Annotated in this window: 19 protein-coding genes and 1 pseudogene; 12 read left to right on the top strand and 8 right to left on the bottom strand. The window is 66.6% G+C overall.

Translation table 11 applies throughout. The features are described 5' to 3' along the window. Positions 1-417 precede the first annotated feature (417 nt). The gene (locus RCF34_RS05300) at positions 418-1,167 is read right to left on the bottom strand and encodes a 4'-phosphopantetheinyl transferase superfamily protein (RefSeq protein ID WP_308707211.1); all 750 of its coding nucleotides are present in this window, start codon (positions 1,165-1,167) and stop codon (positions 418-420) included. Between the two features lie 377 nt (positions 1,168-1,544). Between RCF34_RS05300 and RCF34_RS05295 the strand changes: the two genes are divergently transcribed. Continuing rightward, a complete protein-coding gene (locus RCF34_RS05295) occupies positions 1,545-2,894 on the top strand; it encodes a dicarboxylate/amino acid:cation symporter (protein ID WP_308707210.1) in 1,350 nt (449 codons plus the stop codon). Positions 2,895-3,319: 425 nt separating this feature from the next. Here RCF34_RS05295 and RCF34_RS05290 read toward each other — a convergent pair whose 3' ends face one another. The 3 genes from RCF34_RS05290 to fabA all read right to left on the bottom strand — a co-directional run bounded on the left by RCF34_RS05290 (position 3,320) and on the right by fabA (position 6,533). Further along, positions 3,320-4,534: a sugar MFS transporter gene (locus tag RCF34_RS05290; RefSeq protein WP_308707209.1), complete on the bottom strand. Its 1,215-nt coding sequence runs from the start codon at positions 4,532-4,534 to the stop codon at positions 3,320-3,322. A 254-nt stretch (positions 4,535-4,788) separates the two neighbouring features. Next, on the bottom strand, positions 4,789-6,006 hold the full coding sequence (gene fabB, locus RCF34_RS05285) for a beta-ketoacyl-ACP synthase I (RefSeq protein ID WP_308707208.1): 1,218 nt from the start codon (positions 6,004-6,006) through the stop codon (positions 4,789-4,791). An 11-nt stretch (positions 6,007-6,017) separates the two neighbouring features. Beyond that, positions 6,018-6,533, bottom strand: coding sequence for a 3-hydroxyacyl-[acyl-carrier-protein] dehydratase FabA (fabA, locus tag RCF34_RS05280; RefSeq protein WP_058761548.1), 516 nt, complete (start codon positions 6,531-6,533; stop codon positions 6,018-6,020). Positions 6,534-6,766: 233 nt separating this feature from the next. Between fabA and RCF34_RS05275 the strand changes: the two genes are divergently transcribed. The 6 genes from RCF34_RS05275 to RCF34_RS05250 are packed head-to-tail and all read left to right on the top strand — an operon-like array spanning position 6,767 to position 10,765. Further along, on the top strand, positions 6,767-7,789 hold the full coding sequence (locus tag RCF34_RS05275) for an NAD(P)H-dependent glycerol-3-phosphate dehydrogenase (RefSeq protein WP_308707207.1): 1,023 nt from the start codon (positions 6,767-6,769) through the stop codon (positions 7,787-7,789). Positions 7,790-7,820: 31 nt separating this feature from the next. Further along, positions 7,821-8,120 (top strand): DUF4389 domain-containing protein, encoded by a 300-nt coding sequence (locus RCF34_RS05270; RefSeq protein ID WP_308707206.1) that lies wholly within the window; start codon positions 7,821-7,823, stop codon positions 8,118-8,120. Continuing rightward, a complete protein-coding gene (gene sixA / locus RCF34_RS05265) occupies positions 8,117-8,572 on the top strand; it encodes a phosphohistidine phosphatase SixA (protein ID WP_308707205.1) in 456 nt (151 codons plus the stop codon). The genes RCF34_RS05270 and sixA overlap by 4 nt, the downstream gene beginning before the upstream one ends. A 20-nt stretch (positions 8,573-8,592) precedes the next feature. Next, positions 8,593-9,036, top strand: coding sequence for a hotdog fold thioesterase (locus tag RCF34_RS05260; protein ID WP_308707204.1), 444 nt, complete (start codon positions 8,593-8,595; stop codon positions 9,034-9,036). A gap of 31 nt (positions 9,037-9,067) precedes the next feature. Then, the gene (locus RCF34_RS05255; RefSeq protein WP_308707203.1) at positions 9,068-9,949 is read left to right on the top strand and encodes an alpha/beta hydrolase; all 882 of its coding nucleotides are present in this window, start codon (positions 9,068-9,070) and stop codon (positions 9,947-9,949) included. 6 nt (positions 9,950-9,955) lie between these two features. Continuing rightward, positions 9,956-10,765: a DUF4892 domain-containing protein gene (locus RCF34_RS05250; protein WP_308707202.1), complete on the top strand. Its 810-nt coding sequence runs from the start codon at positions 9,956-9,958 to the stop codon at positions 10,763-10,765. Here RCF34_RS05250 and RCF34_RS05245 read toward each other — a convergent pair. Further along, the gene (locus RCF34_RS05245) at positions 10,762-11,952 is read right to left on the bottom strand and encodes an MFS transporter (RefSeq protein WP_308707201.1); all 1,191 of its coding nucleotides are present in this window, start codon (positions 11,950-11,952) and stop codon (positions 10,762-10,764) included. The two genes, RCF34_RS05250 and RCF34_RS05245, sit on opposite strands and share 4 nt — an antisense overlap. Positions 11,953-12,295: 343 nt before the next feature. Here RCF34_RS05245 and selD point away from each other — a divergent pair, with 343 nt between their 5' ends. From selD to RCF34_RS22940, 5 genes and pseudogenes are all read left to right on the top strand, one after another. Continuing rightward, positions 12,296-13,330 carry a selenide, water dikinase SelD gene (gene selD / locus RCF34_RS05240; protein ID WP_308707200.1) on the top strand — a complete coding sequence of 345 codons (1,035 nt, stop codon included), beginning with the start codon at positions 12,296-12,298 and terminating at the stop codon, positions 13,328-13,330. Further along, the gene (gene mnmH / locus RCF34_RS05235) at positions 13,330-14,430 is read left to right on the top strand and encodes a tRNA 2-selenouridine(34) synthase MnmH (RefSeq protein ID WP_308707199.1); all 1,101 of its coding nucleotides are present in this window, start codon (positions 13,330-13,332) and stop codon (positions 14,428-14,430) included. The genes selD and mnmH overlap by 1 nt, the downstream gene beginning before the upstream one ends. A 78-nt stretch (positions 14,431-14,508) precedes the next feature. Then, positions 14,509-14,799, top strand: a complete 291-nt coding sequence (locus RCF34_RS05230) for a hypothetical protein (RefSeq protein ID WP_308707198.1) — start codon at positions 14,509-14,511, stop codon at positions 14,797-14,799. Positions 14,800-14,947: 148 nt separating this feature from the next. Then, positions 14,948-16,015 (top strand): annotated as a pseudogene (locus RCF34_RS22945) (HAMP domain-containing protein); the annotation flags it as partial. Between the two features lie 21 nt (positions 16,016-16,036). Continuing rightward, a complete protein-coding gene (locus RCF34_RS22940; protein ID WP_374941161.1) occupies positions 16,037-16,900 on the top strand; it encodes a methyl-accepting chemotaxis protein in 864 nt (287 codons plus the stop codon). A 9-nt stretch (positions 16,901-16,909) separates the two neighbouring features. On the opposite strand, the gene RCF34_RS05220 is transcribed toward RCF34_RS22940, so the two are convergent. Genes RCF34_RS05220 through ubiG form a run of 3 tightly spaced genes read right to left on the bottom strand, consistent with a single transcriptional unit; the run spans position 16,910 to position 19,026 of the window. After that, positions 16,910-17,644 carry a YciK family oxidoreductase gene (locus RCF34_RS05220; protein WP_308707196.1) on the bottom strand — a complete coding sequence of 245 codons (735 nt, stop codon included), beginning with the start codon at positions 17,642-17,644 and terminating at the stop codon, positions 16,910-16,912. Between the two features lie 8 nt (positions 17,645-17,652). Next, entirely contained in the window at positions 17,653-18,324 is a 672-nt protein-coding gene (gene mupP, locus RCF34_RS05215; RefSeq protein WP_308707195.1) for an N-acetylmuramic acid 6-phosphate phosphatase MupP, read from the bottom strand. A 3-nt stretch (positions 18,325-18,327) separates the two neighbouring features. Next, positions 18,328-19,026 (bottom strand): bifunctional 2-polyprenyl-6-hydroxyphenol methylase/3-demethylubiquinol 3-O-methyltransferase UbiG, encoded by a 699-nt coding sequence (gene ubiG, locus RCF34_RS05210; protein ID WP_308707194.1) that lies wholly within the window; start codon positions 19,024-19,026, stop codon positions 18,328-18,330. Positions 19,027-19,042 lie beyond the last annotated feature (16 nt).

Here is a 19,042-nt window from a genome sequence, read left to right as displayed (position 1 = left end):
CAACAGGATAAGCCCTCCTCGCTAGGGAAGACAGTCTTGACAGAGGGGTGTTTCGCCGTCCCGGGTCATACCGACGAACTGCTATATATGGTGGTGCGGGGGTGCAAGGGCCACTAGATGTCGCGTTTGTCACGTTTCCGGCTGTGGATAAGGCGTGGATAAGCTGTTCGGGACTGGGGGGTATCCTGGGGGTGGTACCCGGCCAGTGCGCGTGGAGGCTGGGCTCAGAGCGGCGTGGTCAAATAACGTACAACGCGACTGGGCTGGCGAGACGAAAGCCGCAACGGATATACCGGTTCGCTATGAGCACCTTCTCCACCATAAGAAAACGTTCGATGGCCGCTGCGACGTTCTGCCCCGGCGAGCGTCTGCGCACCTGATCGACCGGAGAACGCTTCCTCTATGGAGAGTCGCCTCTCAGTGACGAGGCGCGACCAGCGTCAACAGGCGATCTTCTTCGTCCAGGCGGAAGTGACCGCGCACTGAGGTCCCGGCGGACCAGCGCGGTGACAGCTTGATCAGCAGCCGGAGATCGAAGGTGCCGCTGGGATCCATGGTCAGGATCTCGGCGTCCTGGAAGAAGAACATCTGCCCGACCTGGGGATGCAGCGCCTTGAACAGGCTCTCCTTGGCGGAAAAGGCCAGGGTGATGGCAAAGGCTTGTTGCCTTTCGTCCAGCGGCTGCAGGCGTTCCCGTTCGACCGGGGTGAGGATCTGCTCGGCCAGGCGCAGGGCCTTGTCCGGTTCGAGCAGGGTTTCCACGTCGAGGCCAAGGCCCAGGTAGTCCCCTGCCTTGCCCACCACGGCGGCCGCCCAGCCATGGCTATGGGTGATGGCACCGACCCAGCCGGAAGGCCAGGCGGGGCCGCGGTCCGCGGTGCGATGGCCAGGTACGGCGGCAGTACCGCTCAGCTGGCGCAGGGCCTCGCGGGCGCAGAGACGACCGGCCAGGTATTCGGCCTGGCGCTTGGCCACGGCGCGACGGATGTTGTCGGGCGGCAGGGTGCCGAGGCGCAGGGCGTCGCGCTCGAAGCTCACCTGGGCGGGATCGAAGCGGCAGTGCAGCAGGGCCAGGGAGTCGAGCTCTACCGCCAGAGGCAGCAGCGGCTCGGGTGACGTGCAGCAGCCGGGCAGGTCGGAGGCGGGCAGGGCGGGCAGGGCGGGCATCTCAGCCGGTTACTCGGGGAAGGCAGCGACGGATCACGAAGGGCTCCGATGAAAAGGCGCGCAAAGGATAGCCGACTACCGGCTTCGGCTGGCGGAAAACCGCCTCGGGGCCGGGGGGATTTCCGCCGGTTTCCGTCGGATGGCGGGGTTCCGCCCGCCGCCGGCAACTAGACTTTCGACTGAAAGGTGCATGAAAGCTGGCCCTTTGATTGCGCACCGAGAAGTGGAACGGCGATTGCTTATATCAAGCCAGATGCTGGTGTAACCGTCGTGCGGCCACCGGATCCACAACAAAAAGCTCTCAGGATGAGAGAGCCAACTTCAGTCAGGTGCCCACTCAGACAGGACGTCAGGTAGTGGCCACAAGGGAAAGAGCCATGACAGCAACCGTCGACACAACAACAACTACCACAGCTCCCGCGCCCAAGCGTCCCGTCAAGCAGCCGCTCTACAAGAGTCTCTACTTCCAGGTGATCCTGGCGATCGTCCTGGGTGTGCTGCTCGGCCATTTCTATCCCCAGACCGGCGCGGCCATGAAGCCCCTGGGTGACGGTTTCATCAAGCTGATCAAGATGGTCATCGCGCCCATCATCTTCTGCACCGTGGTGACCGGTATCGCCGGCATGCAGAACATGAAGGCCGTGGGCAAGACCGGCGGCATGGCGCTGCTGTACTTCGAGATCTTCTCCACCATCGCGCTGCTGATCGGCCTGATCGTGGTCAACGTCGTCCAGCCGGGCGCCGGCATGAACGTCGACGTCAGCACCCTGGACACCAAGGGCATCGCTGCCTACGCCGCAGCTGGCGAGAAGCAGAGCACCATCGACTTCCTGATGAACATCATCCCGTCGACGGTCGTCAACGCCTTCGCCACCGGCGAGATCCTGCAGGTCCTGTTCTTCGCCGTGCTGTTCGGCTACGCCCTGCATCGCCTGGGCGAGACCGGTCAACTGGTGTTCAACTTCATCGACCGCATCTCCCATGTCTTCTTCAACATCATCAACGTCATCATGAAGCTCGCCCCCCTCGGTGCCTTCGGTGCCATGGCGTTCACCATCGGCAAGTACGGCGTCGGCACCCTGGTGCAGCTGGGCTACCTGATGGCCTGCTTCTACATCACCTGCCTGCTGTTCGTGCTGGTGGTGCTGGGTGCCGTGGCACGCATGCACGGCTTCAGCATCCTCAAGTTCATCAAGTACATCCGTGAAGAACTGCTGATCGTGCTGGGTACCTCGTCCTCCGAGTCCGCCCTGCCGCGCATGCTGACCAAGATGCAGAAGCTGGGCGCCGAGAAGTCGGTGGTTGGCCTGGTGATCCCCACCGGCTACTCCTTCAACCTCGACGGCACCTCCATCTACCTGACCATGGCCGCGGTGTTCATCGCCCAGGCCACCAACACCCAGATGGACATCACCCACCAGATCACCCTGCTGCTGGTGCTGCTGATCTCCTCCAAGGGCGCTGCGGGCGTCACCGGTAGCGGCTTCATCGTCCTGGCCGCTACCCTGTCCGCCGTCGGTCACGTACCGGTCGCCGGCCTGGCGCTGATCCTGGGTATCGACCGCTTCATGTCCGAAGCCCGCGCCCTGACCAACCTGGTCGGCAACGGCGTGGCCTCCATCGTGGTCGCCAAGTGGTGTGGCCAGCTGGACGAGCAGACCCTGAAGACCGAACTCGCTCGCGGCCCGAACGCCGTCGAAGTCGAGGAAGCTCGCCAGCCTGCCTGAGCTTGACGCGAGGGCCGCTCCTGGAGCGGTCCCCGCGTTAACGACGAGACGCCCGTATCGAAAGATACGGGCGTTTTCTTTTGCGCAGGATTCGGTGCGGGGAGGGCGTCGGTGGTGTGCCTGGCTGAGAGTGCCGGGGGGGCTCAGGGTGATGGCCAGGATGTCAGGGCGACAGCTCCGTCACGGGCGGAGTGGTAGCCGGGCTATGACGAAGGGCGGTAGGGCACCGTGGCGGGCCTTGCGAGCGCTCTATTGCCAAAGGGCTGGTAGGAGCTGAGGAGATGATCCGCGGGCGTCGGACAGGCACGTATGGCCCGCCAAGTAGCGCGGTCGCAGCCGGGTTGTCGAGTCAGAAGGATAGAAGGCGGAACGGGTTACAGCAGGAGGGGTGAAGCGCTGGCAGGTCGCCAGCGCTTCGAGGTGGGTCAGCGACGCAGGGTGGGGCGATAGCCCATCACGCCGTAGAACAGGATGTAAAGGTAGCAGACCAGCGGGATCAGGAAGGAGGGCAGCAGGCCGATGGTGTCGGCGAAGTAGCCCTGGATGGCCGGCACCAGCGCGCCGCCCACGATACCCATGCACAGCAGGCCCGAACCCTTGGAGGTGAACTTGCCCAGGCCCTTGAGCGCCAGGGAGAAGATGGTCGGGAACATGATGGAGTTGAAGAAGCCGATGGCCAGCAACGCCCACATGGCGACCTTGCCGCCCTGCAGTACGGCCACGGCCAGCAGCACGCCAATGGCGATGGCGTTGAAGGTCAGCACCAGGTTCGGCCGGACCTTGGTCATGATCACGCCGCCGATGAAGCGACCGATCATGGCGCCGCCCCAGTACAGCGACAGGTACTTGGCGGCGGTGGCGGCGTTCAGGCCGGCCACGTCCGGGCTTTCCATCAGGCTCACCAGGTAGCTGCCGATGGAGACTTCCGCGCCCACGTACATGAAGATGCCGACCACGCCGAGCAGCAGGTGGCGATAGGCCCAGACGCTGCTGGCGGTCAGGGCGTTCTCGTCGGTGGTGTTGTCCTGTTCGGTGTCCTTGATCTGCGGCAGGCGGAAGAGGCCGATGATCACCGCCAGGGCAACCAGCATGCCGGCCAGGATCAGGTAGGGCAGCTGTACCGAGTGGGCGGCGGAGTCTTCACCGACCAGCGCAAGGATGGTCACCGCGCCCACCAGCGGGCCGACGGTGGTGCCCAGGGAGTTGAAGGCCTGGGTCAGGTTGAGGCGCGAGGCCGCGGTTTCCGGCTTGCCGAGGATGGTGACATAGGGATTCGCTGCCACCTGCAGCACGGTGATACCGGCTGCCAGCACGAACAGGGCGGTCAGGAAGAAGCCGTAGGACTGGGCTCCGGCCGCCGGGTAGAACAGCACGCAGCCGACGCCGGCGGTGAGCAGGCCGACGATGATGCCCTTCTTGTAGCCCAGGCTTTCCACCAGGCGACCCGCCGGGAAGGACACGATGAAGTAGGCGGTGAAGAAGCAGAACTGGATCAGCGAGGCCTGCAGATAGCTGAGGGTGAAGACCGCCTTGAGGTGGGGAATGAGGATGTCGTTCAGCGAGGTGATCAGACCCCACATGAAGAACAGCATGGTGAGGACGATCAAGGGTCCGCGGTAGCTCTGGTTTTGATTGTGCATTGGGGCTCCATGGGTACTACAGTTTCTTGTTTCTGTCAGGGATTTCCGGACAGCGCTGTCTATGGCGGCTGCGCAGACACAGCGAAGCGGCGCGAGATTAAGCTATTCACGCTGCTGAATCCATTCTTCCTGGAGGTTCGCAGGTGAAGTGCCGGCGCCTTCGACCGCGGGGCCCATGACCGGTTCAGCCGCGCAGGGAGCAGAAATGAAAAACGGCGCCAGAGGCGCCGTTTGGGTCACACAAGTGAGGGCTGTCAGCCCTGCCAGCGCTTGAGCACCAGGGTGGCGTTGGTGCCACCGAAGCCGAAGCTGTTGCTCATGATGAGGTCCAGCTTGGCGTCTTCCTTGGTCTCGCGCAGGATCGGCAGGTCGGCGACCTCCGGATCCAGTTCGTCGATGTTGGCCGAGCCGGCGATGAAGTTGCCTTCCATCATCAGCATGCAGTAGATGGCCTCGTGGACACCGGCCGCGCCCAGGGAGTGACCCGACAGGCTCTTGGTGGAGCTGATGGCCGGAGCCTTGTCGCCGAACACGGCACGCACGCCCTTGATCTCGGCCACGTCGCCCACCGGGGTGGAGGTGCCATGGGTGTTCAGGTAGTCGATCTCGCCATCGACGGTGGACAGCGCCTGCTGCATGCAGCGGATGGCGCCTTCGCCACTCGGGGCCACCATGTCGTAGCCATCGGAAGTCGCGCCGTAGCCGACGATCTCGGCGTAGATCTTGGCGCCACGGGCCAGGGCGTGTTCGAGTTCCTCGACCACCACCATGCCGCCGCCGCCAGCGATGACGAAACCGTCACGCTTGCTGTCGTAGGCACGGGAAGCCTTTTCCGGGGTCTCGTTGTAGTCGCTGGAGAGCGCGCCCATGGCATCGAACAGCATGCTCTGGGTCCAGTGCTCTTCCTCGCCGCCGCCGGCGAAGACGACGTCCTGCTTGCCGAGCTGGATCTGCTCCATGGCCAGGCCGATGCAGTGGGCGCTGGTGGCGCAGGCCGAGGCTACGGAGTAGTTCAGGCCCTTGATCTTGAACGGGGTGGCCAGGCAGGCGGACACCGTGCTGCTCATGGTCCGGGTCACGCGGTACGGACCGACGCGCTTGACGCCCTTCTCGCGCAGGATGTCCAGGGCTTCCATCTGGTTGAAGGTGGAAGCGCCACCGGAACCGGCGATCAGGCCGGTACGGGGGTTGGAGACCTGGTCTTCGGACAGGCCGGAGTCCTTGATCGCCTGCTCCATCGCCAGATAGGCGTAGGCAGCGGCATCACCGACGAAGCGCTTGACCTTGCGGTCGATCAATTCTTCGAGGTTCAGGTCGATGGAACCGGAAACCTGACTGCGCAGACCCATCTCGGCATATTCCGGATTGTGACGGATGCCGGCACGGCCTGCGCGCAGGTTGGCGGAAACGGTGTCTTTATCATTGCCCAGGCACGAAACGATACCCAGACCGGTAATGACGACGCGACGCATGCGAAAAGCCCTTAGAAGCTATCGGTGGAAGTGAACAGGCCGACGCGCAGACCTTCGGCGGAGTAGATCTCGCGGCCGTCCACGCTAACGGTGCCATCGGCGATGGCGAGAATCAGCGACCTGTTGATGGTGCGTTTGATATGGATATTGTAGGTGACCTTCTTGGCGGTCGGCAGTACCTGGCCGAAGAACTTCACTTCGCCAGAGCCCAGGGCGCGACCGCGACCCGGATTGCCCTGCCAGCCAAGGTAGAAACCGACCAGCTGCCACATGGCATCCAGGCCCAGGCAGCCCGGCATCACCGGATCACCTTCGAAATGGCAGCCGAAGAACCAGAGGTCGGGACGGATATCGAGTTCCGCCACCAGTTCGCCCTTGCCGTATTTCCCGCCTACCTCACTGATATGCACGATCCGATCGATCATCAGCATGTTTGGCGCGGGCAATTGGGCATTGCCCGGACCGAAGAGCTCGCCACGGCTGCAGCGCAGCAAGTCTTCATAGGTAAAGGCGTGTTGTTTGGTCATGCAAGCTCCTGTAGCTGGCCTAGGTCCAGGCTCTGGCGACTCCAATGGTCGCTCTGGGTATGGCTTCGTGTAGCAGTAGACTGCCGGGGCATGGGGAAAGTCACAGGCCAGCGCCCCGCTCGTTAACGGACCATTGTGCACTTTCCGCAGTCAATTCTCCATCCTGGGCCGCGCAAGCGGCTACCGTATACTGGCGACGAGGCCGCGCGATCGCGGTGAAGCCGAGAGTTTCGATGACAGTCCAATCCCCCATCGCCGTCCTGGGCGGCGGCAGTTTCGGTACCGCCCTGGCCAATCTGGTCGCCGAGAACGGGCTGCCGGTGCGCCTGTGGATGCGTGATCCGCAACAGGCCGAGACCATCCGTCGCGAGCGCGAGAATCCGCGCTATCTGAAGGGCATCAAGGTGCACGCCGCGGTCGAGGCCACCAGCGACCTGCAGGGTGCCATCCAGGGCTGCGAGCTGATCCTGGTCGCGCTGCCGTCGAGCGCGCTGCGCCAGGCGCTGGCGCCCATCGCCCCGCAACTGGAGGGGCGCTTTCTGGTCAGCACCACCAAGGGCATCGAGGCGCATTCCTTCATGCTGATGAGCGAGATCCTCGCGGAAATCGTGCCGCGGGCGCGCATCGGCATCATTTCCGGGCCCAACCTCGCCCGCGAGATCGCCGAGCATCAGCTCACCGCCACCGTGGCGGCCAGCGAGGACGAGGAGGTGTGCCGACGGGTCCAGGCGGCGCTGCATGGCCGTACCTTCCGCGTCTATGCCAGTGCCGACCGCCTCGGCGTGGAACTGGCCGGCGCCCTGAAGAACGTCTACGCCATCATCGCCGGCATGGCCGCGGCCCTGGCGATGGGCGAGAACACCCGCAGCATGCTGATCACCCGGGCCCTGGCCGAGATGACCCGCTTCGCCGTGCAGCGCGGCGCCAATCCCATCACCTACCTGGGCCTGGCCGGGGTGGGGGACCTGATCGTGACCTGTTCGTCGGAGAAGAGTCGCAACTACCGGGTCGGCCATGCCTTGGGGCGAGGACTGACGCTGGACGAGGCGGTGGCGCAGATCGGCGAGACCGCCGAGGGCGTCAACACCCTGCGCGTGCTCAAGGAAAAAGCGGACGAGCTGGGCGTCTACATGCCCCTGGTCAACGGCCTCTATGCGATCCTGTTCGAGGGCCGCAGCTTGGGGCAGGTGATCGAGGCCCTGATGGGCGGTGAGCCCAAGACCGATGTCGATGTGGCGGACGCCGCCTTCAACTGAGCCGCTACACTGTCTGAAAAGAGGAATTTCCATGTCCCAACCCGAGCATTCCCGCGAGCTGCTAGGCCTGCGCCTGATCTGGATGCTGCTGTTCCTGTTCGTCTGGCTGGGTGCGCAGTACGTGCTGGCGGTGGTGGTGCTGGTGCAGCTGGTGGTGCGCCTGATCAAGGGCGAAGCCAATCCCGGTCTGACCGCCTTCGGCGCGGCCCTGGGCACCTATCTGGCGCAGATCGTCCGCTTCGGCACCTTCGCCAGCGAAGTGAAGCCCTGGCCCTTCGCCGACTGGCCGTCCACCGCGCAACCCGACGACCGTCCCGCCACCGCGCCATGAGGCTCTGGCTGCTGCGCCATGGCGAAGCCGAGGCGCGGGCGCCCAGTGACGAGCTGCGCGAGCTGACCGCGACCGGTCGCACCGAGGTACTGCGCAGCGCCCTGCAGCTCAAGGATGCAAAGCTGCAGCTCATCCTCGCCAGTCCCTACGTGCGGGCGCAGCAGACGGCGACCCTGGTTCAACAGCGACTGGGCTGGCCGGGCGAGTCGCGCAGCGTCTCCTGGGCCACCCCCGACGGCGAGCCGGAGCGCGCCCTGGCGGAACTGGCGCGACTGGAGGTGGAGGAGCTGCTGCTGGTGACCCACAATCCCTTCGTCGGTGAACTGGCCGGGTGGTTGCTGCACGGTCATCGGCAGGCGCCGGTGGCCATGGGCACCGCTTCCCTGCTGTGCCTGGAGGCACCGCTGCCCCTGGCCGGCGGTTTCGATCTGGTCAGTCGCTTCCACGGCTGACGCCCTTGCAAGGAAAGTACATGAGCATCTGGCAGACCCCTCCGGATCCCGCGGACCTTGAGCGTGCGCTCGAGAACACCCTGGCCGAACACCTGGACATGCGCATCGAGGCCTGGGACGACAGCAGCCTGACCGCCAGCATGGTGGTCGACCGCCGCACCCACCAGCCCATGGGGCTGTTGCATGGGGGCGCTTCGGTGGCCCTGGCGGAAACCGTGGGCTCGATCGCCAGCATGCTCTGCGTGGATCGCTCGCGTTATTACTGCGTGGGTCAGGAGATCAACGCCAACCACCTGCGCGGCGTGCGTTCCGGGCGGGTGACGGCGGTGGCTCGGCCCCTGCACCTGGGACGCAGCAGCCATGTCTGGGACATCCGGCTGAGCGATGAAGAAGGACGCCTGACCTGCGTCTCGCGGCTGACCGTGGCCGTGGTGCCGCTGCAACGGGACGCCTCCCAGGCATGAGCCGCGCACGGCTGCGAGCGGAGTCGGGAGCATGACGGCCCAGGTGCAGGAGCTGCGCCTGGAATTGCCCCATATCGAGCTGAGCGCCCGGGTCTTCGGTCCGGAAGGCGGCTATCCGGTGCTGGCGCTACACGGCTGGCTCGACAATGCCATGACCTTCGCCCAGCTCGCCCCACGGCTGCATGGTCTGCGCATCGTCGCCCTGGACCTGCCCGGGCACGGTCTGTCGGCCCATCGCCCGGCCGGGGTTGGCTATGCCATCCAGGACTATGTACTGGATGTGCTCGCTGCCGCGCGGCAACTGGGCTGGGACCGTTTCGGCCTGCTCGGGCACTCCATGGGCGCCATCGTCGGCATCATCGCCGCCGCGGCCCTGCCGCAGCAGATCGAGCGCCTGGCGCTGATCGATGGCCTGCTGCCCTACACCACGCCTGTGGAGGAGATCGCCGAGAAACTGGGCAAGGCCCTGCTCGCCGAACTGGAATTGCCCAATCGGCGCAAGCCGGTTTACCCCACGGTGGAAGACGCCGTGGCGGCACGGCTGAAGGGCGCCCTGACGGTCAGTCGCGAAGCCGCCGAGTTGCTCGCCGAGCGCGGCCTGATGGCGGTACCCGGCGGCTACACCTGGCGCTCCGATCCGCGCTTGCGCCTGCCCAGCCGGATCCGCTTCACGCCGGAACAGGCCGCCGCCTGCCTGGGCGCCGTCCGCTGCCCGACGGCTCTGGTGGTGGCCACGGGTGGCCTGGTGGCGCCCCATGCCGAGGCCATGCGCCTGGCGCGAGAGCAGCCGAACTTCGGTCTCCATGAACTGCCGGGCGGGCACCATCTGCATCTGGACGATGCCGCGGGCGCCCAAGCCGTCGCAGATTGTTTCAATGCCTTCTTTGCCGCCGGCATCGGGCCCGACGAATAATGCGGCATGCCTAGCCGTCCGTTTTGCTCGCGTTCCCCCTCCGTTCGACGCTTTCTGCTGATCGGCCTGCTGCTGTCCGCCGGGATGGTGCAGGCGGAGGTATTGCCGGAGATCGCGCCCATGGATCATGCCCAGCTCGTGCGCGACAGCGGACCGGCCAGCGCCGAACGCCTCTATCCGCTGGGGCCGGTCAGTCGCATTGGCGGTCGTCTGCGCCTGGAGGACTCACTGCAGGTGGAAGGCCAGCTCCGGACCCAGACCTTCGAGCTGGCCAGCGGCCATCCGCCGCTGGCACGGCTGGACAGCGAACGACAGCGCCTGCAGCAGCAGGGCGCGACCCTGCTCTACTGGTGCGAGGGGCGTGATTGCGGCGCCAGCAATGTCATCGCCAACAGCCTGCTGGGCGAGGCCATGCTCTATGGGCCGGATGATCAGCAGGGGCTGCTGGTGCTGCGACTGGCGGAGCCGCAGACGGTACTGACGCTCTATGGCATCACCCGCGGCAATCGTCGCGGCTACCTGCATGCCGAGCGGCTGCAGGCCGGCCAGCCGCTGCCTGAACTGTTGCCGAGCGCCGCCACCCTGCTCAAGGAGTTGCAGCGCGATGGCCAGCTGCTCTTGCCCGCCCTGGAGCGGGCGCCGGAGCAACCCTGGATCGCCCGTCTCGCGGCGGCCCTGGCGCTCAACGGCGATGTAGCGGTGACCCTCGGCGGCGAACAGGCCACGGCCTGGCAGAGCGCCCTGGGCGAGGCGGGGGTCCGCGCGCCGCGGCTGCAGACCGACACCGGTCGAGCCGCCGGGCTCTATCGCCGCTAGATGTCGTTGACGTAGCGGGTGCGCCCCGCACCCAGGCCAAACAGCGTGGCCAGCACGGCGATCAGGGTAAAGAGCACGCCCATGGGCGCCCAGCCGTGGGTGGCGTCGTGGATGATGCCCACCAGCAGCGGACCGAGCGAGGCCAGGCTGTAGCCCGCGCCCTGGGCCATGCCCGACAGCCGCCCGGCGGTTTCCGCGTCCCGCGAGCGCAGCACCAGCAGGGCGAGGGCAAGGCTGAAGGTACCGCCCTGGCCCAGGCCGAGGATCACCGCCCACAGCCAGAGACTGCCGACGGGGGCGTAAAGGCAGCCGAGCAAGCCGGCGAGGGTCAGGCTCATCACCACCACGATGGCCAGGCGCTGGTCCTGGCCGCGGGTCGCCAGCCAGGGGGCGGTGAGGGCGCTGACCAGTTGGGTCAGCACCGAGCCCGACAGCATCAGGCCGGCCTGCACCATGCCGAGGCCGCGATCCATCAGCAGGGTGGGCAGCCAGCCGAAGACGATATAGGCCAGCGACGACTGCAGGCCCATGTAGAGGGTGATCTGCCAGGCCAGCCGATTGCGCCACAGCGAACCGCCAGCATCTCGGCGCGGTGGCGCCGTGGGCGACTGGCGCAGTTGTGGTAGCCAGATCACCAGCGCGATCATGGCGACCAGTGCCCAGGCGGCGAGGGCGGGCTGCCAGTGGCCGTCGAAGGCTTCGGCAAGGGGCGCGGTGGCCCCGGCGGCCACGGCGGCGCCGATGCACAGCATCATGGTGTAGAGCCCCATCAGCTGGCCAGCCTGGGCGGGGAAGTCGCGCTTGACCAGGGCTGGCAGCAGCACGCCAAGGATGCCGATGCAGGCGCCGGCGATCAGGCTGCCGAGAAACAGCCCCAGGGGCGGCAGCAGGCTGCGCAGGACGATGCCACAGGCGAGCAGCGCCAGGATGGCGCCCAGGGTGCGTTCGCTGCCCCAGCGGCGTGCCAGGCGCGGGGCCAGGGGGGCGAACAGCCCCAGGCAGAGCACCGGCAGGGTGGTGAGCAGGCCGATGGCGCTGCTGGAGAGTCCCGTGCTGGCCTCGATCTGCCGCAACAGGGGTGCCAGGCTGGACAGTGCCGGGCGCAGGTTGAGGGCGATGAGCATGAGGCTGGCGAGCAGCAGGCCGCGTTGCCAGGTGGTAGGGGCGGAGGTGGCTGGAGAAGACATGAGTACCGCTATGACCGGGGAAACTGGCAATGCTAGCGCACCCTGGCCATAACGCACGGCGCTTCCGTTCGCTACCCTCATACTGGAAAAAATAGTTGGCGGACCGGCTAAAAAATCGCCAGTTCGTCCATCACCGCACCGCCGCTCGCTTGTCCGGGGTCGTCTGGAAGTTTTCCACGAGGTTATCCACAGCAACTGTGGATTACCGCCAGAAAACAGCCCTTTTGCTTTGGCTGGCGATCTGTTAGACGCGGCCGGTCCCCGCCGGCTAACGGGCATTTGCTACTATTACGCCCCTTCGCGCTGGCTGTCGAACCAGCGCCACCGCTGAACCGGAGTAACGATGACCGATCCCATTCGCCTCACCCAATACAGCCACGGCGCCGGTTGTGGTTGCAAGATCGCCCCCAAGACCCTGGAGACCATCCTGGCCGGCAGCGGCGCCCAGCACCTGGATTCGCGGCTGTGGGTGGGCAATGCCTCGCGCGACGATGCCGCGGTCTATGGGCTGGACGACGAGCGCGGGGTGGTCTCCACCACCGACTTCTTCATGCCCATCGTCGATGACCCCTTCGACTTCGGTCGCATCGCCGCCACCAATGCCATCAGCGACATCTACGCCATGGGCGGCGACCCCTTGCTGGCCATCGCCATCCTCGGCTGGCCGGTGAACGTGCTCCCGCCGGAAGTGGCGCGCGAGGTCATCGCCGGCGGTCGGCGGGTCTGCGACGAGGCGGGCATTCCCCTGGCCGGTGGCCATTCCATCGACGCCCCCGAGCCGATCTTTGGCCTGGCCGTGACCGGGATCGTGGAAAAGCGTCATCTCAAGCGTAACGACACCGCGACCCTGGGCAGCCGCCTCTATCTGACCAAGCCGCTGGGCATCGGCATCCTCACCACCGCCGAGAAGCGCGCCCTGCTGCGGCCCGAGGATCGCCATCGGGCGCGGGATACCATGTGCCAGCTCAATCGTCCCGGCAGCCGCTTCGGCCGACTGGCCGGCGTCACGGCGATGACCGACGTCACCGGCTTCGGCCTGCTCGGCCACCTGGTGGAGATGGCCGACGGCAGTGGCCTGACCGCCGAGCTCGACTTCGCCGCCATTCCCCGTCTCGACGGCGTGGACTTCTACCTGCAGCAGGGCTGCGTGCCTGGCGGGACCGAGCGCAATTTCGACAGCTACGGCAGCCGTATCGCCCCGCTGGACGAAGGCCGCCGCCAGTTGCTGTGCGATCCCCAGACCAGTGGCGGCCTGCTGGTTGCCGTGGCGCCCGAAGGCGAGACGGAATTTCTGGCCGTCGCCGCGGAGCTGGGTCTGGCCCTGCAACCCATAGGGCAGCTGGTGAGCCGACGCGCCCATGCGGTCGAGGTGGCCTGATGAGTCAGCGTGAGGATGCCCGCGACCTACGGGCGCTGTTCCTGAGCGATATCCCCCTGGTCGATGTCCGCGCCCCCGTGGAATTCGCCAAGGGTGCCTTTCCCCAGGCCACCAATCTGCCGCTGATGAATGACCTGGAGCGCCAGCGCGTCGGCACCCGTTACAAGCAGCAGGGTCAGCAGGCGGCGCTGCAACTGGGGCATCAACTGGTGTCCGGTGCAGTGAAAGAGGCGCGCATCCAGGCTTGGGCCGACTTCGCCCAGGCCCATCCGGAGGGCTACCTCTATTGCTTCCGCGGTGGCTTGCGCTCGCAGCTCAGTCAGGAATGGCTGCGCAGCGAAGCCGGCATCGCCTATCCGCGCGTGATGGGGGGCTACAAGGCCATGCGCACCTTTCTCATCGACACGCTGCAGCAGGCCCTGGCCGAGTGCGGCTTCGTGGTGGTGGGCGGCATGACCGGCACCGGCAAGACCGAAGTGGTGGCCCAGCTCGACAACGCCGTCGACCTCGAAGGCCATGCCAACCACCGAGGCTCCAGCTTCGGCAAGCGGGCCACGCCGCAGCCGGGCCAGATCGATTTCGAGAACAGCCTGGCCATCGACCTGCTGCGCCGCCGCCATGCGGGGCAGACGCAGTTCGTACTGGAAGACGAGTCGCGCCTGGTCGGTCGCTGCTCCCTGCCGCTGGAATTGCACCAGGGCATGCAGCAGTACCCATTGGTCTGGCTGGAGGACAGCCGGGAAAATCGCATCGAGCGCATCCTGCGCGACTATGTCATCGACCTGGCGGCGGAATTCGTCGCCCTGCACGGGGCGGAGCAGGGCTTCGGACGGTTCGCCGAGCAGCTGCGCAAGAGCCTTTCCGGCATCGCCAAGCGCCTGGGTGGCGAACGCTTCCAGCGCCTGTCGGCCATTCTCGAAGACGCCCTGGCCGAGCAGGAGCGCTCGGGCGACGTTGCCGCGCATCGCGGCTGGATCGAGGGGCTGCTGGCGGAATACTACGACCCCATGTACGCCTATCAGCGCGAGAGCAAGGCGTCCCGGGTGATCTTCAGCGGCGACCAGGCCGCGGTGGTCGAGTTTCTGCGCAACCGGCGCTGAACAGTGCCCGCGGTTGGCGGTCTACGCTGCGGTTATCCGGCCGTTCCGGCCGGCTGCAGGTCGCAAGGAGAAAGAGAGATGAAAGCGAAACTGGTTCCCGTCCTGGCCGCTACGCTGGCCGCCATGGTGCTCGCGGGGTGCTCGGGCAAGGTGGTCAATCGCGACAGTTGCGCCGCCCAGACCCGTTCCGCCTGGCAGGAACTCGACCTGGCCAAGGCCGAAGGCTTTTCCGGCACGGTGAGCTATTCCAAGGCACTGGCGCTGCTGTCCACCGCCAAGACGCAACAGCAGGTCGAGGCCTATACCGGTTGCGTGAAGAACGCCGAGAAGGCGCGCTTCTATATCCGCGAGTCCCGCGCCGGTCGTTGAGCGGTCAGGCGGCTGGCCAACGGCCACGAGCCAAAGCGACGCCGACATAACCGCGGGCGACGGATCGCGGCCCGTTAGCCCCCAGCCCCTCAAGAATCGGTTTCTGCAGACGACAGCGTCGGTAGAACTCATTTTGTCGGGGTGCGGTATGAAAGGGATTGCGCGCTATCGCCTGGCCAACTGGCGAACCGCCACCAAGCTGGCGGTGGGCTTTGGCCTGGTGCTGCTACTGACCCTGGTGGTGGCTCTCCAGGGCGGCCTCGCGCTCAAGGATGTCGAGCATCGCTTCGGTTCCCTGCGCGACATGGCGGCGATCAACCGGCAGGTGATGCAGGTTCGCGCCCTGGAGCAGGGCTTTCGCCTGAGTGGCGACGCAACCCAGGCCGAGCACCTGCGGCAGGCCTTGCCGGCGGTGCTCGACCGGTTGGGGCAACTGCAGGCGGAGGTGGGCAATGTCAACGCCGCCGATATCGACGCCGCCCGCGAGGCCACCCAGGCCTATGGCGCCGCCTTCGCCGACTTCGAACGCCTCTACACCTCGCGCCGTCTGGCCATGGAAGGGGCGGCCTTTCTGGTGGAGGGTGCGGCCAATAGCCTGGATATCCTCCAGTCCGGTCTGCTGGATGACGGCGCCTATGCGCTGAAGGAGTCCGAGGGCAAGCAGGGCGCCGAACTCCTGACGCTGTCGCAGCAGGTCGGTGAACTCTATCGACTGATGCTCAAGAGCCTCGACGAAGCCCGGGCACGGGCCGGCAAGAGCACGGTGGACGACCAGCCGCTGCCCTCGGCCAGTGCCGCCTTGGAATTGCTGGCCAAGGTCGAGCCGCAACTGAGCGATCCGGCCTATTCCTCGGTCATCCAGGACGTCTCCACCAATATCAAGGAATTCATCCGCCGCCTGGGCGACTATGCCGCCGCCCTGGCCCAGGAGCAGGCCGCCGGTGCGCGGATGACCAGCCTGGCCGACACCGCGGTGCAGCGGGTCGATGCCCTCTATGGGCAACAGGAAACCGAACTGCAGGCGATGATGACCACGCGCCTGTTGACCATCGGCGGCGTCGCCCTGCTGGCGCTGATCGTCGGCGCCCTGGCCGCGCTGATCATCACCCTGGCCATCGTCCGGCCGCTGCGCAAGGTGATCGCCGCCGCCGAGCGCATCGCCCAGGGCCAGCTGGATGTCGAGTTGACGGTGGATCGCGGCGATGAAATCGGCCAGCTGCAGCGCTCCAGCGCCAGCATGGTGGCGGCGCTGCGCGGCATGGTCCTGCAACTGCAGGGCGGCATCGGCCGGCTCGGCCACTCCGCCGCGGCCTTGGCCGAGCAGGCGCGCGAAGCGCAGCTGGGTGTGACCCGCCAGCGCGAGGAAACCGATCAGGTGGCGGCGGCCATGGCTGAATTGGCCGCCACCGCCCAGGGCGTCGCTGCGGACGCCGAAGCTGCCGCCGGTGCCGGCGATCAGGCCGAGCGCGAGGTCAGCGATGGCCAGGCGGTGATCGGCCGCAGCCTGGCCGGTATCGAGACCCTGGGGGTGGACGTCCGCGCCGCTGCCGAGCGGCTCCAGGGCGTGTCCCACGATAGCCAGGCGATCAGCAGCGTGCTCGACGTGATCAAGGCCGTGGCCGAGCAGACCAACCTGCTGGCGCTCAACGCGGCCATCGAAGCGGCGCGCGCCGGCGAACAGGGGCGGGGTTTCGCCGTGGTCGCCGACGAAGTCCGCGCCCTGGCGCGCCGTACTCAGCAGTCGAGTGTCGAGATCGAGCAACTCATCGTGGTGCTGCAGAAGGGCAGTGGCGAAGCGGTCGAGCGGATGCAGCAGAGCGAGACCCTGCTCGCCGGGACGCTTGGCAGCGCCGGCGATACCCGGCGGGCCTTTGCCGGTATCGCCACGGCGGTGGCCAGCATCCAGCAGAAGAATCAGCAGATCGCCGCGGCGGCAGCACAGCAGCGCGGGGTGGCCGAAGAGGTGGCGGTCAATGTGACGCGGATTCGCGACGGTGCCGATCAATCCAGTCAGGCGATGGCAGAGACGGCGTCAGCCAGCCGGGAGCTGGCCGAGCTGGGTGACGAACTCTCGCGGCTGGTGCAGCGCTTCCACGTCTGACCGAACCCGCTACTGGGCGTTGAGCGCCTGGCCGGTGATGCCCTGGCTGGCCGGGCCGAGCAGGTAGAGGTAGGCCGGCAGGATGTCTTCCGGCGCGGGCACCCGGGCAGGGTCCTCGTCCGGATAGGCCGCCGCGCGCATCGCGGTGCGGGTACCGCCAGGATTGACACTGTTGACCCGGATACCAGCGTCCGCAAGCTCCTCGGCCCAGACCTGCATCAGGCCTTCCGTGGCGAACTTGGACATCGAATAGGCGCCCCAGCTGGCTCGACCCTTGCGACCGACACTGCTGGAGGTGAAGATCACCGAGGCCTCACCGGCAGCCTTTAGCAGGGGCAGCAGGGCCTGGGTCAGGGCGAAGCCGGCCTGGACATTGACCTGCAGCACCTGCGCCAGGGCCGCGGCGGGCGTCTGCTCCAGCAGCACCCGCGGTCCCAGCAGGCCGGCGTTGTGCACCAGCCCGTCCAGGCGACCATGACGTCGCTGCAGGTGTTCAGCGACGGCGGCATAGGCCGCCGCATCGGCCTGTTCGAGATCCAGCACCAGGGTCTCCGCCTGGCCGCTGCCGGCCTGGATCTCCTGGCGCACCTGGTCCAGCGCCGCGGCATCGCGACCCTGGAGGATGACGGTAGCGCCCAGGGCGGCGCAGGCCTTGGCCAGGGCGGCGCCAATGCCGCGATTGGCGCCGGTGACGAGGATGACACGGTCTCTGAGCAGCTCGGCCGGAGCCTGGTAGTCGAACATCTGAACCCCTAGCAGCCGCCCAGTGCGTGGTCGAGCAGCGCACGCAATTCCAGCGGATGGTCGATGATGGCGTCGGCACCCCAGTGCTCGGGGTGATCGTCCGGATGGATGTAGCCGTAGCGCGCCGCCACCGTCTTGCTGCCGGCGGCGCGGCCGGACTCGATGTCGCGCAGGTCGTCGCCGATGAACAGGGCGGTCTGGGGATCGACATCCAGTTGCCGGCAGGCCAGCACCACCATCTCCGGGTCCGGCTTGCTGTGCGTGACGTGATCCGGGCAGATCAGGCAGGCCGAGCGTTCGGCCAGGCCCAGGCGCCGCATGATGGGTTCGGCGAAGCGCACCGGCTTGTTGGTCACCACGCCCCAGCGCAGCCGGGCGGCGTCCAGATCGCGCAGGATCTCGTCCATGCCATCGAACAGTCGGGTATGGATCGCGCACTGCGTCTGGTAGCGCTCGAGGAATTCCAGGCGCAGTGGTTCGAGTTCGGCGCCCAGCGGATCGACCTCGAAGCCGGCCAGGATCATCGCCTTGGCACCGCCGGAGATGACGCCGCGCAGGCGGGCCTCGTCGGCCGCTGCCAGGCCCTGGTCCTGGCGCATGGCCTGGATGATGGCGATGAAATCCGGCGCCGTGTCCAGCAGGGTACCGTCCATGTCGAAGAGGACCGCTTGCAGACGCATGGCCTAGTCCTCGCGCTGGGTGCGCACCATGTAGTTCACCGTCACGTCGCCTTCCAGCTTGTATCTCTTGGTCAGCGGGTTGTAGGTGAGGCCGATGACATCGCGCAGGTTGAGGCCGGCGGCGCGGGCCCAGGCACCCAGCTCCGAAGGACGGATGAACTTGCGGAAGTCATGGGTGCCACGCGGCAGCAGGCGCAGCACGTATTCCGCGCCGACGATGGCGAATAGATAGGCCTTGGGATTGCGGTTGATGGTGGAGAAGAACACCTGGCCGCCCGGCTTGACCAGGTCGTGGCAGGCCTTGATCACCGAGGAGGGGTCCGGCACGTGTTCGAGCATCTCCAGGCAGGTCACCACATCGTAGCTGCCGGCGTGCTTGCGCGCGTGGTCCTCGGTGGTCTCCTGGATGTATTCCACCGGCACGCCGGACTCCAGCTGATGCAGGCGGGCGACGGCAAGGGGCGCCTCGGCCATGTCGATGCCGGTCACCTGGGCGCCGCGCTGGGCCATGGCCTCGCTGAGGATGCCGCCACCGCAGCCGACGTCCAGCACCTTCTTGCCGGCCAGGCCGGCGTGCTGGTCGATCCAGTTGACGCGTAGCGGGTTGATGTCGTGCAGCGGCTTGAATTCGCTCTCGCGGTCCCACCAGCGGTAGGCGAGGGCCTCGAACTTGGCGATCTCGGCGTTATCGACGTTGGACATGGGGTTCTCCAGAGGC

It is taken from the genome of Pseudomonas sp. 102515, from assembly GCF_031085165.1.
Classification (GTDB): Bacteria; Pseudomonadota; Gammaproteobacteria; order Pseudomonadales; family Pseudomonadaceae; genus Chryseomonas.
The sequence above is the reverse complement of the archived record's forward strand: the minus strand, read 5'-3'. Positions and strand labels throughout refer to the sequence as shown.